Source organism: Stenotrophomonas sp. KH_029, assembly GCF_057839765.1.
This window is the reverse complement of sequence record NZ_CM174498.1, coordinates 1,308,200-1,324,159: the sequence shown is the minus strand read 5'-3', so window position 1 is coordinate 1,324,159 and position 15,960 is coordinate 1,308,200. Positions and strand designations below refer to the sequence as shown.

11 protein-coding genes are annotated in these 15,960 nt (G+C 68.7%); 2 read left to right on the top strand and 9 right to left on the bottom strand.

The genetic code is table 11. From position 1 onward, the window contains the following. The first annotated feature begins 60 nt into the window (after positions 1-60). Complete coding sequence (locus AC3ITM_RS06110) at positions 61-2,232, top strand: TonB-dependent receptor plug domain-containing protein (protein ID WP_489269137.1); 2,172 nt, start codon at positions 61-63, stop codon at positions 2,230-2,232. On the opposite strand, the gene AC3ITM_RS06105 is transcribed toward AC3ITM_RS06110, so the two are convergent. After that, the gene (locus AC3ITM_RS06105; RefSeq protein ID WP_489269135.1) at positions 2,233-3,366 is read right to left on the bottom strand and encodes a fatty acid desaturase family protein; all 1,134 of its coding nucleotides are present in this window, start codon (positions 3,364-3,366) and stop codon (positions 2,233-2,235) included. Between the two features lie 2 nt (positions 3,367-3,368). Then, complete coding sequence (locus AC3ITM_RS06100; RefSeq protein WP_489269133.1) at positions 3,369-4,445, bottom strand: ferredoxin reductase; 1,077 nt, start codon at positions 4,443-4,445, stop codon at positions 3,369-3,371. A 92-nt stretch (positions 4,446-4,537) separates the two neighbouring features. Between AC3ITM_RS06100 and fabR the strand changes: the two genes are divergently transcribed. Next, the gene (fabR, locus tag AC3ITM_RS06095; RefSeq protein ID WP_228886691.1) at positions 4,538-5,203 is read left to right on the top strand and encodes an HTH-type transcriptional repressor FabR; all 666 of its coding nucleotides are present in this window, start codon (positions 4,538-4,540) and stop codon (positions 5,201-5,203) included. A gap of 93 nt (positions 5,204-5,296) precedes the next feature. On the opposite strand, the gene AC3ITM_RS06090 is transcribed toward fabR, so the two are convergent. The 7 genes from AC3ITM_RS06090 to AC3ITM_RS06060 all read right to left on the bottom strand — a co-directional run bounded on the left by AC3ITM_RS06090 (position 5,297) and on the right by AC3ITM_RS06060 (position 15,831). Next, positions 5,297-5,659, bottom strand: coding sequence for a glycine zipper 2TM domain-containing protein (locus AC3ITM_RS06090; RefSeq protein ID WP_228886643.1), 363 nt, complete (start codon positions 5,657-5,659; stop codon positions 5,297-5,299). A gap of 238 nt (positions 5,660-5,897) precedes the next feature. Next, positions 5,898-7,088 (bottom strand): CaiB/BaiF CoA transferase family protein, encoded by a 1,191-nt coding sequence (locus AC3ITM_RS06085; protein WP_489269131.1) that lies wholly within the window; start codon positions 7,086-7,088, stop codon positions 5,898-5,900. Positions 7,089-7,218: 130 nt separating this feature from the next. After that, positions 7,219-9,084 carry a glycoside hydrolase family 127 protein gene (locus AC3ITM_RS06080; RefSeq protein ID WP_489269129.1) on the bottom strand — a complete coding sequence of 622 codons (1,866 nt, stop codon included), beginning with the start codon at positions 9,082-9,084 and terminating at the stop codon, positions 7,219-7,221. Then, on the bottom strand, positions 9,081-11,270 hold the full coding sequence (locus AC3ITM_RS06075; RefSeq protein WP_489269127.1) for a formylglycine-generating enzyme family protein: 2,190 nt from the start codon (positions 11,268-11,270) through the stop codon (positions 9,081-9,083). Before AC3ITM_RS06075 ends, AC3ITM_RS06080 begins: the two co-directional genes overlap by 4 nt. A 37-nt stretch (positions 11,271-11,307) precedes the next feature. Then, positions 11,308-12,261 carry a ribokinase gene (locus AC3ITM_RS06070; RefSeq protein WP_489269125.1) on the bottom strand — a complete coding sequence of 318 codons (954 nt, stop codon included), beginning with the start codon at positions 12,259-12,261 and terminating at the stop codon, positions 11,308-11,310. After that, the gene (locus AC3ITM_RS06065) at positions 12,258-13,493 is read right to left on the bottom strand and encodes a serine hydrolase domain-containing protein (protein ID WP_489269123.1); all 1,236 of its coding nucleotides are present in this window, start codon (positions 13,491-13,493) and stop codon (positions 12,258-12,260) included. Before AC3ITM_RS06065 ends, AC3ITM_RS06070 begins: the two co-directional genes overlap by 4 nt. A 163-nt stretch (positions 13,494-13,656) precedes the next feature. Then, a complete protein-coding gene (locus AC3ITM_RS06060) occupies positions 13,657-15,831 on the bottom strand; it encodes a TonB-dependent receptor (protein ID WP_489269121.1) in 2,175 nt (724 codons plus the stop codon). Between the last annotated feature and the right edge of the window lie 129 nt (positions 15,832-15,960).

Below are 15,960 nucleotides of genomic sequence, written 5' to 3'. Positions count from 1 at the left end.
ACAGGAGGGGCGCGTGTTGCCCGGCGAAATGCGAACCAGGCCCTTCCACACGGATCGCCCATGACCCCTTCGTTCCGCATCGTCCTGGCCCTGGCCCCGCTATGCACCGCGTTCTCGAGCGTTGCGCAGTCACTGCCCGCGTCAGCGGCCCCGCCGACCACTGCGCTGGACACCGTGCAGGTGCAGGCGCAGGCCTACGACATCCGCCGCGATGACACCGCCACCCGGATCGTGGTCGGCAACGAGGCGCTGCGCCAGTACGGCGACCTCGGCCTGGTCGATGCGCTCAAACGCCTGCCCGGCATCACCGTCGGCACCGGCGTCCCCGGCCGCAACGGCGCGCTGTCGCTGCGCGGGTTGGGCGCGGGCTACACCCAGATCCTGCTCAATGGCCAGAAAGCGCCCACCGGCTTCGATCTGGACTCACTCACGCCGGAGATGGTCGAGCGGGTGGAGATCATCCGCGCGCCGACCGCCGACCAGCGCGGCGAAGCGATCGCCGGCTCGATCAACGTCGTGTTGGCCGCCGGTGCACGCACGGATGCCGACCAGCTGACGGTGGCCTGGGGCAACAGCAATGGCCGCAACACGCCCTCGGCCAGCTGGCAGCGCAACCGGCGCGCCGGCCATCGCAGCAGCGCGATCACGGCGACCGCATCGCGCCGTGAGTTCCTCGTTGAAGAAACCGGCACCGAACGTGCCTGGGACCCACAGGGGACGCCGACGGTATCGCGCGACACTACCCTGCGCGCGAGCGGGCATCGCGATGTGCTCTCGCTGGCGCCCAGCCTGGAAACCACGCTGGAGAACGGCGACACGCTTGCTTTGCAGGGGGTCGCCGATGCCAGCCGGTTCAATCGCATCACCGACATCGACTGGAGCACCGCGCGTGGCGAACCGCTGCGGAGCACCCGGTATCAACAACGCACGCGCATCGAGGTCGCCCAGGCCAATGGCAGTGCCACCTGGACGCGCGCCTTTGAACACGGCGGCACATTCACCACCAAGCTGCGCCTCGGCGGCAACCGCGAGCGCTATACCTACCGCGAGCAGGGTCAGGCACCGGAGGGGCAACAGAACCTGGACGACCACACCGATGCGCGGCTGAGCGTGCGCGACCTCAACAGCACCGGCAAATACACGCTGCCAACCCGCGGGCGTCATGCGCTGCAGCTCGGTTGGGAAGGCAGCGAGGACCGTCGTGACGAGTCGCGGGTGCAGCACCTGCTGCCGGTCGGCGGTGAAGCGGAGTGGTTCAGTGACCTGGCCTTCGACGCCCGCATCCGGCGGTTGGCGCTGTATGCCCAGGACGACATCACCCTCAGCAAGCGCTGGTCGGTCTATGCCGGGGCACGTTGGGAACAGATCGATACGCGTAGTGAGGGCAGCGGATTCAGCGGCATCCACCGGCGTGAGCAGGTACTGTCGCCGGTGCTGCAGTCGCTCTGGAGAATTCCCGGCACCACGAGCGATCAGCTGCGCATCGCGCTGACCCGCACCTACCGCTCGCCCACGCTGGCATCGCTGATCCCACGTCCCTACACCTCCACCAACAACCGCCCGCTCAATCCCGACGAACGCGGCAACCCGGCACTGCGCCCGGAGCTGGCGACCGGGCTGGACCTGTCCTACGAGACGTACGGCAAGCACGGTGCGCAGTTCAGTCTGGGCGGCTATGTCCGCCGGATCACGGATGTGATCCGCACCGAAACGCATCTGCAGGACGGGCGCTGGGTTGCCTCGCCGGTGAACGGCGGCACGGCGATGACCTGGGGGCTGGAGATGGATACCGCGTTGCGCCTGCCGCAGGTGATCGCCGGCGCGCCGGATGTGGCGCTACGCTTCAACGCGACCGCCAACGATTCGCGCGTGGACGATGTGCCCGGTCCGGACAACCGCCTGGATGAGCAGGTGCGCTTCAGCAGCACGCTGGGCGCGGACTATCAGATCCGCACGGGCTGGACGGTCGGCGGCAGTTACACCTACCGCACCGGCGGCTCGGTGCAGGTCAGTCCCGGGCAGTTCGAGATCAGCGCCTACGCACGCGAGCTGGACCTGTATGCACTGTGGTCGCTCCGCACAGGCAGCAAACTCCGGCTGAGCCTCAACAACGCGCTGCACCCGACGTTGAATACGGGGCAATGGCGGGTCAGCGAGGCAGGGACCGAGCAGCTGCGGCGGCAACGCAAGGCATCACCGCTGCTGCGCCTTCAGCTTGAACTTCCGCTCTGATCAGCCCGGCTGACGGCTGGCCTCGCCGACCGTCGGCAATGCACGCACGCGGCCCGGCCTGCTCGGGAACGCATGGCGCACGATCCGCCACATCACCTGGCCGAACTGCCGGGGCAGCGAGCCGGTGTTGTAGTGCTGGCCGTAACGCGCGCAGATCTCCTTCACCTCGACCGCGATGGCCGCGTAGCGGTTGGCCGGAATGTCCGGGAAGAAATGGTGTTCGATCTGGTGGCTGAGGTTGCCCGACATCAGGTTCATCAGCCTGCCGCCGGTCAGGTTGGACGAACCGCGCAGCTGGCGCAGGTACCAGTGGCCACGGCTTTCATCGCGCACGCAGTCCTTGGGGAAGGTTTCCGCGTCGGCGGTGAAGTGGCCGCAGAAGATGATCACGTAGGTCCACACGTTGCGGATCAGGTTGGCCACGATGTTGCCCAGCAGCACCGGCAGGAAGAACGGACCGGCCAGCGCCGGGAACAGCAGGTAGTCCTTGAACACCTGCCCGCCCATCTTGCGTCCGACCGGGCGGAACTGCGCGCGCAGCTGCTTGAAGGTCATCTTGCCGGCAAACACCCGGCCCAGGCGCAGGTCCTGGATGGCGATGCCCCATTCGAACAACAGCGCGAACACCACCGCCACCACCGGCTGGATCAGGTAGAACGGGCGCCAGCGCTGCTCGGGGAAGATCCGCAGCAGGCCGTAGCCGATGTCATCGTCCAGCCCGCGCACATTGGTGTAGGTGTGGTGGCGGAAGTTGTGGGTCTTGCGCCAGTTGTCGGCGGTGCCGGCGATGTCCCACTCGTAGGTGCTGCCCTGCAGCTGTGGGTCGCCCATGAAGTCGTACTGGCCATGGATGACGTTGTGCGCCAGCTCCATGTTCTCCAGGATCTTGGACAGCGCCAGCAGCACCACGCCGGCAATCCACGCCGGCACCAGCACGCTGTGCACGAATGCGCCCAGGAACAGCAGCGCGCGCCCGGCCACGCCGGTCCAGCGCACCCCCGCCACTACGCGGCGGATGTAACGCGCGTCGGCCGCGCCCAGGGTGGCCAGCTGGCGCGCACGCAGCGCATCGAGTTCATCGCCGAAGGACTGCAGGTCGGCGGCCGAGAGCGCGCGGTTTTGCACGGAAGACATCGTCAGAGCTCCAGGATCAGGTCGGTGCTGGCGCTGTTGACGCACAGCTTCACTTGCGTGGCCGGTTCATCGGCGTACTCGCCGGTCAGGATGTGGCGGGTGACCCCGGAGGCCTTGCCGCACACGCAGGTATTGCAGATGCCCATGCGGCAGCCGCTGGCCGGGCGCAGGCCTTCGGCCTCCAGCGCCTGCAGCAGCGAGGTGCCGCGCGGCAGGGCCAGGGTGCGGCCGCTGCGGCGCAGCTGTACCTGTACGGTGCCGGTTTCCGCATCGGGCAGCACCGGCGGGGTGAAGGCTTCGGACTGCAGCGCGGCCACCTGGCCATGCAGGCGCGCGCGCGCAGCATCGACGAAGCCACCGGGGCCGCAGACCAGCACCTGCGCAGTGGCCAGGTCGCCCAGCGCGTCGAAGGCGAAGGCATCCACGCGCGGCGACGGGGAAGACAGGTCGCGGGTCAATGCCAACTGCACGCGCAGGTTCGGATGGCGCGCCGACAGCGCCGCCAGTTCGTCGGCAAAGCACAGTTCCTCGCGACGCCGCGCCCAGTACACCAGGTCCACCTGCCCCGGCATGCCGGCCGCGTCGAGCTGGCGCAGCAGCGCGCGCATCGGGGTGATCCCGCTGCCGGCGGCCAGCAGCAGCAGGCGCTGCCCGGCGCTGGGGGCAAGGGTCATGTCACCGAACGCCTGGCCCAGTTCGAAGCTGTCGCCGACCACGGCGCGATGCGCCAGCTGCTGGCTGACCTTGCCGCCTTCGATGGCCTTGACCGTGATCGCCAGCGTGCCATCGGCCAGCCGGGTGGGGCTGTAACTGCGCGACAGGCGGCGGCCATCCACGTCCACCCCGAGGGTGACGTGCTGGCCGGGCTGCAGGCCACGGAAGTGCCGGTTCGGGCGCAGTACCAGGGTGACCGCGTCGGCGCTGGCCGGCTCGCGGGCAACCAGCCGTGCGCGGGGGCGGCGCAGGGTCCACAGCGGATGCAGCCGCCCGGCCCAGAAGTCGAACAGCTCCTCGGACACCCAGTGACGGGGCGAGATCGGGTTGCGGCGGCGGGCCGGCGGGCGGGGTTTGGCGCTCATGGAACCACTATACGCACGCACATACAGACGTGTATACATTTGTATATTGAATGGACGGGCTATGATTCAGGGACTTGACCACCCTGCCCCTGATGACCTCCCCAGACCTGCCCCTGTCCGCCGCCGACGATGCCCATCCGGCGCGCAAAGCCTCGATCTCGCGCGACGACCTGCTGGCCGCCGCGCTGGCCCTGATCGGCCCGCACCGCAGCGTGTCCACGCTGAGCCTGCGCGAGGTGGCGCGCGAGGCCGGGATCGCCCCGAATTCGTTCTATCGCCAGTTCCGCGACATGGACGAACTGACCGTGGCGCTGATCGACCTGGCCGGGCGTTCGCTGCGCACCATCATCGGCGAGGCGCGCCAGCGCGCGGCCTCCTCCGAGCGCAGCGTGATCCGGCTGTCGGTGGAGACCTTCTTCGAGCAGCTGCGCGCCGACCACAAGCTGCTGCACGTGCTGCTGCGCGAAGGCAGCGCCGGCTCGGACGCGTTCAAGCAGGCCGTCGACCGCGAACTGAACTACTTCGAAGACGAACTGCGCCTGGACCTGATCCGGCTGGCCGCCGCCGATGGCGGCGCGGTGCTGCACGAACCGGCACTGGCCTCCAAGGCGATCACCCGGCTGGTGTTCGCGATGGGCGCCACCGCCGTGGACCAGCCGCAGGAAAAGGACGCCGAACTGATCGAGCAGCTGTCGCAGATGCTGCGGATGATCATCACCGGCGCCCGCACCATCGCCGGGAATCCACCGACGCGCTGAACTGCAGCGACGAAGCTCTCGTATACGCAACAACGCCGGCCTGTGGCCGGCGTTGCAGGATTGCCTGCAGCGGTGCGGTGCACCGCGGGTGGCTCAGCGGTAGACGCGCTCGCAGCGGCGTTCCACCACCCGGTCACCGCTCTTCTGCTGATGGTTGCCCTGCACATTGCGGCCTACCGCACCGCCGGCTACCGCGCCGGCCACCGTGGCCAGCTTCTTGCCGTTGCCACCGCCGACCTGGTTGCCGATCAGGCCACCGACCACCGCACCGGTGGCGGTACCGGTGATGCGGTTGGGATCGCGGCTGTTGCGCTGCACTTCCACGTTCTTGCACACCACCTTGCTGCCGTCGTTGAAACGGCGGCCTTCGTCCCGCGGTCCGTAGCTCTGCGCCACCGCGCCGAACGAGGCGGCCAGCAGCGCGCCCATGCACAACATGCGTTGGGTCGGTTTCATGGTGTTCTCCTTACAACTTGCAGGACAGGGGTGGAGTGTCCGCCCATGCGGTGCAATGGGCAGTGAAATCCTGTCCATGCCACGTCAACGCGCGCATTGCGTTCAGGTGGCGGACACGCTGCGGATCGGCTCCCTGCCCTGCGTTACCGGGCGTGGAGCTGCCGACGGTGCGGTACAACGGCAAGGCAAAGGCCCCGCAGTGCGGGGCCTTCTGCTGTCCTGCGGCGGCACCCGGGGGTCATTCGCCCCCAACAGGCTCCAGCAGCGCGGCGACTGCGGCGGTGTCCTGGTCGAACACCGGCGCGGCGAACGGTTCCGGGCCGGGCGTGCGGCCGAATACGATCGGGCGGGTGATGCCGCGGTAGCTGCCCAGCAGCGGATGCGGCAACGCGGCGATCATGTCCTCGGCCAGTACCTGCGGGTGGTCGAACATGTCCTCGATCTGGCGCGCCGCCGCGCACGGCACCTCCTCGCCGAACAGGGCCTCCCAGGCCAGCGCGCTGCGCGTGGCCAGCGCCGCATGCAGCAGCGGCAGCAATGCCTCGGCATGCGTGGCGCGCTTGCGCACCGTGTCGTAGCGCGGGTCGTCGGCCAGCTCCGGCAGGCCGATCCTGGCGCACAGCGCCTGCCAGAAGCGCGGCGTATTGGCCGAAACGTACAGATGCCCCTCGGCGGTGGGATGGATGCCGGTGACGCCGCCCGAACGCATGTCGCGGCCGACCGCCGCCGGCTCGCCTTCGGCCCAGATCATCCGCGCCGATTGCATGGTCAATGCACTGCGCAGCAGCGACACCCCGACCAGTTGGCCCTCGCCACTACGCTCGCGCTCGTACAGCGCCGATGAGACCCCGGCCGCCACCAGCGCGGCGGCGTAGTAATCGACCACCGAGCCATACAGGATTTCCGGGGCGCCGCCGGCCTTGCCCTGCATCGTGCACATGCCGGTCATGGTCTGCAGCACCTGGTCGTAGCCGGCCTTGTCCTTCATTGGCCCCTGCTCGCCATAGCCGGTGACCGAGCAGTACACCAAGCGCGGGTTGAGCTTGTGCAGGCTCTCGAAATCGATGCCCAGCCGGGCCGGCACGCTGGGCCGGAAGTTGTGCACCAGCACGTCGGCCTCGCGCACCAGGCGCATCAGCACCGCACGCTGGTCGGGCTGTTTCAGGTCCAGCACCACACCCCGCTTGGAACGGTTCACACCAAGGAACGCGCGGCTCTCGGCCTCCAGCGTGGACGGATAGCGGCGCAGGTTGTCGCCGACCGGCGGTTCGACCTTGATCACCTCCGCGCCCTGGTCGGCCAGCAGCGTGCAGCCATAGGGCCCGGCGATATAGGCGCTCAGGTCCAGCACGCGGATGCCGCTCAACGGCCCGCTGGCGCCCTCCCGCTGGGCGATGGCAAAGGGAGAACTGCGGTTGCTTCCGGTCATGGTCAATGCACTCGATACCTTGAAGGAAGTTTCCTCCTGGGCAGCGGGAAGAAACAAATCGCGTGGGTATGTTCTGGGTGGACAAAAAACACGCTGCGCGGCCGGCGGCCCGCCGACCGCCACCATCGGGTCAGTCGGTGGGTGCCAGCGACAGCCAGCTCAGCCGCCAGCTGCCGTGCCCGCGGCCGCCGCAGCGGTAGTAGGGCTCCCAGCGCAGCGGCGCGCGCTCGTCCAGCAGCAGGGTGATCGGTGCGCCGTCGCCGGTGTCCTCGCCTACCTGCAGCCATTGCGCTGGCGGTGCTGCGGGCAGGCGCAGGGTTTCGTCGGTCTTGTAGCCATCGACCAGGCCGGTGGCGTATACCAGCGGCCCATGGCTGAGCCCCACGTACTCCCAGCGCAGCACTTCCTGCGCCACCGGCGAACCGTCCGGCGCACGCGATTCCTGCACGTTGATATTGGCGGCATGGTGCAGCCGCGGCTGCATCGGCAGGCGCAGCTCGATGCAGTCGCCAGCCTGCCAGCGGCGCTGCAGCTGCACGAAGCCGTCGCTGCCGACCTCCACCGCCTGCGGCCGTCCGTTGACCGCGATGGCGGCGTTGTCGGCCCAGCCCGGGATGCGTACGCCGATGCTGAAGGCCGCGGTGACTTCCGGTTGCACGGTGATCACCACCGTGCCCTCGAACGGGTAGCGGGTTGCCTGCTGCAGGCACACCCGGCCGGCCTGCGCATGGGCCATGGTGGCCTGGCCGGGCCCGTACAGGTTCACCCGCAGCCCGCCATCGGCGGCAACGCCGTAGGCCACCTGCGGCAGCTCCTCCACCGCCATCGCGCCGCTGGATTTGCAGCAGCGCCAGTAGGTGGTATGGATGCGCCGGCCGTTGGGATAGGTGTAATAACACCAGTCCTCGCCATTGGGCGCCATCGCCGCCAGCAGGTCGTTGTAGGCGGTGCGCTCCAGTTCGTCGGCATAGCGCGCATGGCCGGTGATGGCCAGCAGTTCACGGTTGAGCTGCATCCAGGCCAGCACCGAGCAGGTTTCCACATAGGCCTGCGGGAAGAACGTGCGTGGCGCGTTGAACACCTCGCGCGAACGGTGCGCCACCCCGCCCCACGGGCCGCCGCCCAGGGTGAGGTGCTGCTCGCGGATGTTCTGCCACAGGTTGTCCACCGCAGTCCGGTAGGCGGGGTTGCCGGTGGCCTTGTGCAGCTTGGCCAGCCCGACCAGGTTCCAGCTCAGCTGGTAGGCCTTGCCGGTGGCGATGAACGCGGCATCCTCGCCCGCCAGCGCCTTGTCGAGCAGGGCCAGGCGCGGATTGGCGTTGGCCTGCTGCAGGATGCGCTCGGCCAGGGCCAGATAGCGCGGCTCACCGGTGACCAGATACAGATCGGCGGCCGGGTCCAGCAACACCGTGGCCGACATGCCGTGGTGGTTGCCCAGTGTGGTGATGTCGATGCCCGACTCCAGCGCCTGCCAGCACAGATCGGCGATCCGGCAGGCGGCCTGCAGGTAGGCTGCATCGCCCAGCGCGCGCCAGGTTTCCAGCAGACCCAGGATCAGGTAGCTGTGGGTCCAGATATCCCAGGTGCGCAGCGCCGGCTCGCCGTTCCAGCTTTCCGGCTTGGGCGGCTGCGGCACGGTGAAGCGGCGTTCGGCCGCGTAATTGCCCAGGTAGCCGTCCGGGTCCTGCTGGCTGACCAGCCAGTCGGCCACCCGGCGCAGGGCCGCCTGCAACTGCGGTTGCCCGCCCTGCGCCACCGCACGCGCGGTGGCCGACAGCCACTTGCCGGCATGTTCGCCGTACCAGTCGCCTTCGTGGTTCTGCTGTTTGTGCGCCTGGCCGAAGATGCTGATCGGTGCGCTGTGCTCATCGACGATGAAGGTACTCAGGCGTCCGGCCCGGTTGGCCGCCAGGGCCTGGCCGAGCAGCCCGTCCAGGGTTACCTGCTGCGGTGCGACCAGGGTCATGCCACGTGCGCTGGCGTGTACAGGCGTCATGCCGCATCCACCACGCAGCGGAAGCCCACCGTGCCGGAACGGTCCTTGGACGGCCCCATCAACAGGTACTTGCCGTGCTGGTCCAGCCGGTACGCCTGCGGGAAATACCAGTGCGAGGTCTGCGGCTGGTAGCGGCTGCCGCCGCGCAGCACCGCCGCACGGGTGTGCGCATCGCTGAATTCGTCGGTCCACTGCCACACATTGCCGACCAGATCCTCCACCCCGAACGGGCTGGCGCCGCGTGGGTGCGCATCGACGTCGGCCGGCGGGGTGAGCCGGCGGCCGCGGTTGACCCGTGGCACGCGTGCGGCGTCCCAGTCGTTGCCCCACGGATAGTGGCGTTCGTCGGTGCCCTGGGCGGCGTACTGCCATTCCCAGGCATGCGGCAGCCGCTTGCCGGCCCAGGCGGCATAGGCGCGGGCGTCTTCGATCGAAACCCAGGTCACCGGTTTGTTGTCCCAACCGGCGCGTGGTGCGCCGTCCTTCCAGTCGGCCAGGAAGTTGTGGTCGTCGGCCGGCCGGTAGCCGCTGGCATCGAGGAAGCGCTTGAACGCGGCATTGGTGACCGGATGACGGTCGATATGGAAGGCCGGCACCTGCATGCGGTGGCGGTGATGGCGGCGCGCGCAGTCTTCCCACGGGTACTGCACATCCAGCCCGGCCCAGGTGAAGCCCTCGATCTCGATGCCACCGACCTGGAACAGGAACTGGCCGGCCGGAATCGCCACCATGCCGGTCGGGGCATCGGCCTGCGGCGCGGTGCGCGCGATCTCCAGCAGTTGCTGTGGCGCGGCCTTCCACGCAGCCGGGTAACTGTTGAGCGGTTGCCGGGCAGCGGCTGCGGTAGCGGCCAGGAACGCCTCCAGGCCCTCGACCACGCTGCCGGCGGCCACGCTCAGGACCGCGCCGAAACCGCGCGCTTCCATCGGCAGCGCCAGGTAGGCGCGGCCGTCGATGAGCTGCGGGGCCAGCGCGCGGCCATGCCACACGTCGTAGTAGCGCGTGCCATCGACATGCGCCAACGCGATCTGCTCGCCGTCCACCGCGTATTCGTTGCGGTTGATCAGGGTGTGCAGGGTCACGCCCTCGCCGGGGAAGCGGCTGGCGAAGATGCCGCCCTGCAGGCACACCTGGTACGGCTCCCAGTCCATCGACACCACCAGCTGCGGGAACTGGCGGTACAGGGTGGCGATCCGGCGCAGGGCCTCGCCGTCGCGCGGGGTGAACTGGTTCCACACGCCCCAGATGTTCTCCCAGGCGTTGTAGCCGATACCGTTGAAGAAGCAGTACTGCAGGTCGTGGTTGCGGTTGCGGCCCCAGCGGTTCTCGTAGTTGACCATGTGGCGCGGTTCCAGCCACTTCCACTTGGACACCGGCGGCACCGGCCCGTCGGGCGCCTTCTTGCCCCAGCTCTGTACGTTCCAGATCAGCTGTTCTTCGGCGCTGATGGTGGATTCGGGCTGCACCACCACCGGGTTGCCGCGCGCGTCGCAGGCGTCGAAGAAGGCGCGCGGCACGCCGTTGAAGGTATCGCCGTTGATGCCGTCGGCACCGACGGCCTTGACGATCTCGGCCAGCCCGTCCCAATGGGTCACGCCCGGGTCGCGGGTGCCGTGATCCCACGGTTTGGCCGGCAGGAACACCTTGACGCCACGCTTCTGGAACGCCTGCACCGCCGCCTTCAGGCCATCCAGGCCGCCGGGCATGTCATGGGCCAGGTCGAACTGGTTGCGGTCGTCGATGCCGATGTTGGGGTAGATGTACCAGATCAGCACCGAATCGATCCCGCCGAAGCGTTCGGTCAGATCATCCAGGTAGCGGTCGACGGTGTACTGGCCGCTGGCCACGTCGAAGAAGTAGCGGTCCTCGACCATCATCTGCGCATGCACGAAGTTGCGCTGCGCCCACTGCAGTTCCGGGCGGCGATAGTTGACGTCGGTGTAGCCGATGCGGACCAGGTGCTCGCGGCGCCAGTCCTTGAGCTCGTCCAGCCAGTCGGCGGCGCTGGCATTGGCATCGATCATCCAGCTGCCGATGTCGGCAAACGGCCAGGCCGGCGGCTTGCCCGGGGTGGGCAGGTAGCGGCCGGTGGTCACATGCGAGAACTTGTACTCGGTACCGATCGCCTCGCGCCCGTAATCGGCTGCGTCGTTGTCGTAGTCGGGGGTCTGGTACGGGGTGGTCATGGGCAAGGCATCCAGCAGGAAACAGAGGGGAGGCGATTCACCGGGCGCACCACGCCGCCAGCGCGGCATGGGCGTCGGCACCGGGAACACGCGCCGGGTCCGACAGCAGTGTGTCCACTTCGGCGCGGGTGGGAATGCTCGACTGCGCGCCGAGCCGGGTGCAGGCCAGCGCCGAGGCGGCGGTGGCCGCCAGCAGGGCCTGCGCCATCGATTGGCCGCCGGCCAGTGCGGCCACCAGCGCGCCGCAGAAGGTGTCGCCGGCGGCGGTGGTATCCAGCGGCGCGATCCGGAACGCCGGCTGCAGCACGATCTGCCCGTCCACGCGGGCCAGGCAGCCGCGCGCGCCCAGGGTCACGATCACGCACGGCACCGCCAACCGCGCCAGGCCGCTGGCCAGGTCCGGCGGGTTGCCGGCCACCACGTCCAGTTCGCCTTCATTGACGATCAGCACATCCAGCGCCTCCAGCAGCGCCGCCGGCAATCCCTGCGCCGGCGCGGCATTGAGCGCGACCTTGAGCCCGGCGGCGCGGGCGCTGCGCGCGTAGGCGGTCACCGTGTCCAGCGGGGTTTCCAGCTGCAGCAGCAACCAGTCGACGCCGTCCAGCGGCGGCAGGTGGTCCGCGCGCAGGCATCCATTGGCGCCGGGCGCGACGGTGATCGCGTTCTCGGCCGTGTCGGCCAGGCAGATGAAGGCGGTACCGGTCGGCAGCACCGGCTCGCGCACGATCGACAGGGCCACGCCGGCCGCACGCAACGAGGCTTCAATCGGCGTGGCGAAGTCGTCCTCGCCCAGCGCCAGCAGCATCTGCGTGGCCGCACCGCCGGCGCGGGCGCACGCCACCGCCTGGTTGGCGCCCTTGCCACCGGGGAAGGTGCTGAAACCGTGCCCCAGCACGGTTTCACCCGGCGCCGGGACATGCGCGGCGCGCACCACGAAATCGAGATTGGCCGAGCCGGCAACAAGGACGGTGGCCGCTGCAGCAACGCTCATGGGTCCAGCGCCTGGTCAACGCGGTTGTAGAAGGCCGTCCCGATGCGCGGCAGGTCATCGTTGCCCCCGGGCAGGTGCTGCAGCATCAGTATCGCCACCCGCCCGCGCGCCGGGTCGATCGCGTAGTAGGTGGACGCCGCGCCCGACCAGCCGAACGCGCCCACCGAGGCAGTCCGCCCCTTCATGGCCGGATCCAGCAGCACCGCACCGCCCAGGCCGAAGCCCTCGGCATCGCTGAACTCGGTCACCGGCCTGGGCAAGGCGGTGTGCACCAGCTGGTTCTGCATCATCGACGCCACCGTCGCCGGGCGCAGCAGCTGCCGCTGGCCATAGCGGCCGCCATCGAGCAGCATCTGCGCGAACCGGCCGTAGTCCGCGGCGGTGGCGTACAGGCCACCGGCACCGCTGGAGTAAGGCCGCAACGCCACGCCGGGCTGGCGCGCATGCGCTTCATCGGCCAGCACCAGGTCGCCGTGTCCGCCCATCGTGGTCAGCTCGACCACCCGCGCGCGTTCGGCGGCCGGCACCACAAAGCCGGTGTCGCGCATGTCCAGCGGGTCGAAGAGGCGCTGTTGCAGGAACTGCTCGAAGGGTTGCCCGCCCACCACTTCCACCAGCCGCGACAACACCTCGATCGACGTGCTGTCGTAGCGGAAGCGCGTGCCGGGCTCGCTCGCCAGCGGCACCCTGGCCAGGCGCGCGGTGTAGTCGGCCAGGCTGTGCGCCTGCTGCAGGTGCTGCTGCTCCAGCAGCAGCGTCACTGCCTCAAAGCCCTCCCCGCCCGCGGCAAAGCCGGCGGTGTGGGTGAGCAGATGGCGCACGGTGAGGGGGTTGCTGGCCGGGCGCAGCTGCGGCGCGGTGGCGCTGCCGCCGGCGAACACCTGCAACCGGGAAAACTCGGGGAGATGACGCGCCACCGGATCGTCCAGACCCAGTTTGCCCTCCTCCACCAGCATCAGCGCGGCCACCGAAGCGACCGTCTTGGTCATCGAGTAGATGCGGAAAATGCTGTCGCGCTGCATCGGCCGGTCGTGCGCCAGATCCTGCCAGCCGTAGGCGGCGTCGTGCACGACCCTGCCGTGGTCGATCACCAGCGCGACCGCACCGGTATAGCCCTGGCCGCCGGTGGCCTCATCCAGCAAGGCATCCACCGCAGGCAGCCGGGGCGGCGCGACCGGGGCGGGCAGCGCCGCCATGGCATGGCCGATGGCCAGCAGCAACAAGGCGAGCACGGCTAGGCGTGCTCGGGGGCGGCAATGACGGGCGTGGGCCCGTCCATGCGATGGCCTGTACATCCGCTCTCCTGCTGTCGGCGGCGGTATCGTCGCGACAGGGTAAGGCAAGAAAAGCGCAACGACGCTGCAGGGTGGCTGCAGCGCCGTTGCACGGTGACGATCAGAACGTGAAGGTGTGGGTCAGCGACACCATGCGGCCACGGCCGGAGAAGTAGTTCTGCCAGCCCGGCAGCTGCGACCAGGTGAGCACGTACTGCTTGTCCAGCAGGTTCTCGATGCCCAGCGACAGCTTGCCGTAGCGGCCGGTGTCGTAGTTCACGCTCAGGTCCCACAGCGCGTAGCCGTAGGTGTTTTCTTCGTTGAGGTAGACCGCGCCGTTGGACGGATTGACGAAGGTTTCGCGCAGGTCGCGGCTGAAGGTACGGCTCACGCCCAGGGTGGCATCGAGCTTGTCGTTGGGGGTCCAGGTCAGCGAGGCGTTGACCTTGTCCGGGGAGATGTCGAGGATGCCCATCTCCTTGTTCAGGCCCGAGCCGTCGTAGTACTGGGTCTTGCCGCGGATCCGCGAGTACAGCAGCGTGGCCTTCCACTGGTCGTTGAAGGTCCAGGCGCTGTTCATTTCAACGCCTTCGATCCGGGTCGGCGCGCGGGTGAGGATGAAGTCCTCGGTCACCTTGTCCACGGTCAGCGAGGAGCCGAACTCGGAAGTGGAGCGGTAAGCGGAGATCCCGACCTGCGCCTGCGCGCCACGCCAGTTGAAGCCCACTTCCCGGTTCTTGGTGATCAGCGGCTGCAGGTCGGCGATGCACGCCACCGCCTTGCACGGGCTGCTGGCCTGGATGTTGCGCAGCGGGATGCCGACGTTGGCGATGCCGAAGCCTTCCGAATAGGACGCAAACACCGACCACGCATCGCTGATCCGCCAGATCGCGCCGAAGTTGGGCAGGTTGGCCTTGTAGTCCAGCTTGCCGCCCTGCACCGGGGTGAAGTCGCGGTAGGCGGTGGTGGTGTAGCTGTCAATCTCCAGCTGCCCGTCTTCGCGGCGGATGCCGGCGTCCAGCGTCACCGGGCCGATGTCCCAGCTCAGCTGCGCATACGGGGCCACGCTGGTGTACTTCATCGGCGGCACCCAGACCCGGTTGGTCAGCGCCAGGCGCTGTTCGGCGGTGTCTTCGACCAGGTCCAGGCCGGTGCGCAGGCGCAGGCCTTCCACCGTGAACAGGTCGCCGTAGGCGTAGGCCACGCGCAGGCCCTTCTTCTCGGACTTGATTTCCGACTGGTCCCAGATCCGCTCCGCTTCCGGCGGGGCCGGCTTGACCAGCTGGCGGTCGGCGCCGTTCTCGGGCACATAGCGCATGGCCTGCTGCGCCCAGTAGGCATCCACGCTCAGATCGCCGCCGAAGAAATCGGCGTTGGTGTACTTGGCGGCGAACTGTTCGAAATCGTTGAACTCGGCCAGCGCGCCGGCGATGGAGCCCTTCTCGGCGGTATTGGTGCTGGGCACCGGGCAGTCGACGGGGTTGTAGCGGCAGCCTTCGACCGGAATGTAGTTGTGCTTGCCGCCGATGTGGAAGTTGCTGTAGCTGGCCTGGATGCGCTGCATCTGGCCTTCGCCGAAGGTGTAGCCGCCCTTCAGGAACAGGTTCTTGCTGTACGAATCGGACAGCGAGCCGGAGGTGTTCAGCCCGACCCGGCGGCCGTCGCCGTCATAGGCGATGCCGCGGTCGATGTAGGCGCCGCTGATCAGGAAGTCGGCCGCATCGCCCTTGTAGGTGTGGGTGACGCCGACCTTGGACTGCCCGCTGTTGTCCTTGAACTGGGTGCCGTAGCGGGTGCTGATGGTGGTCTGGTGGCCGTCCACTTCCGGGTTCTTGGACAGGTAATTGATGACGCCGCCGGCACCGCCGATGCCCTCGGCGGCCGAGGGGCCGTTGATCACTTCGATGCGGCCGATCACGCCCATGTCGGTGAAGGTGCCATTGCGGCTGCCTTCGCGCAGCGGCGAGCCCTGCGGCACGCCGTCGAACAGGCGCAGCGCGACGCGGCCACGCAGCGTTTCGCCGCTGTTGCTCATCGCCTGGGAGGATTCGGAGTAGCCCGGCACCATGCGCGCCAGCACTGCGGTGGCGTCTTCGGTCAGGTTCAGGGTGCGCTGCACCTGCTCCTGGTTCACCACGGTCACCGCGCCGGGTACCTTCTCGATCGAGATCGGGGTACGGCTGCCGGTCACGATCACCTGGTCCAGATCGGTGGGCGTGGCGCTCTGCGCCATGGCGGGGCCGACGACACAGGCCAACAGTGCAGTGCTGATGGCCGCGGAAAGTGGCTTGATCATTGGTTTCTCCCCCCCGATAAGGAAATGCGGGACAGCCGGCCGGGGAGCCGTCGCCACCGATGACGCACGTGGGCTTTCGCCCTTCAGCCGGCCGACGCGGAGTCCCTGCGGGTATCCACGTTCTGTCCG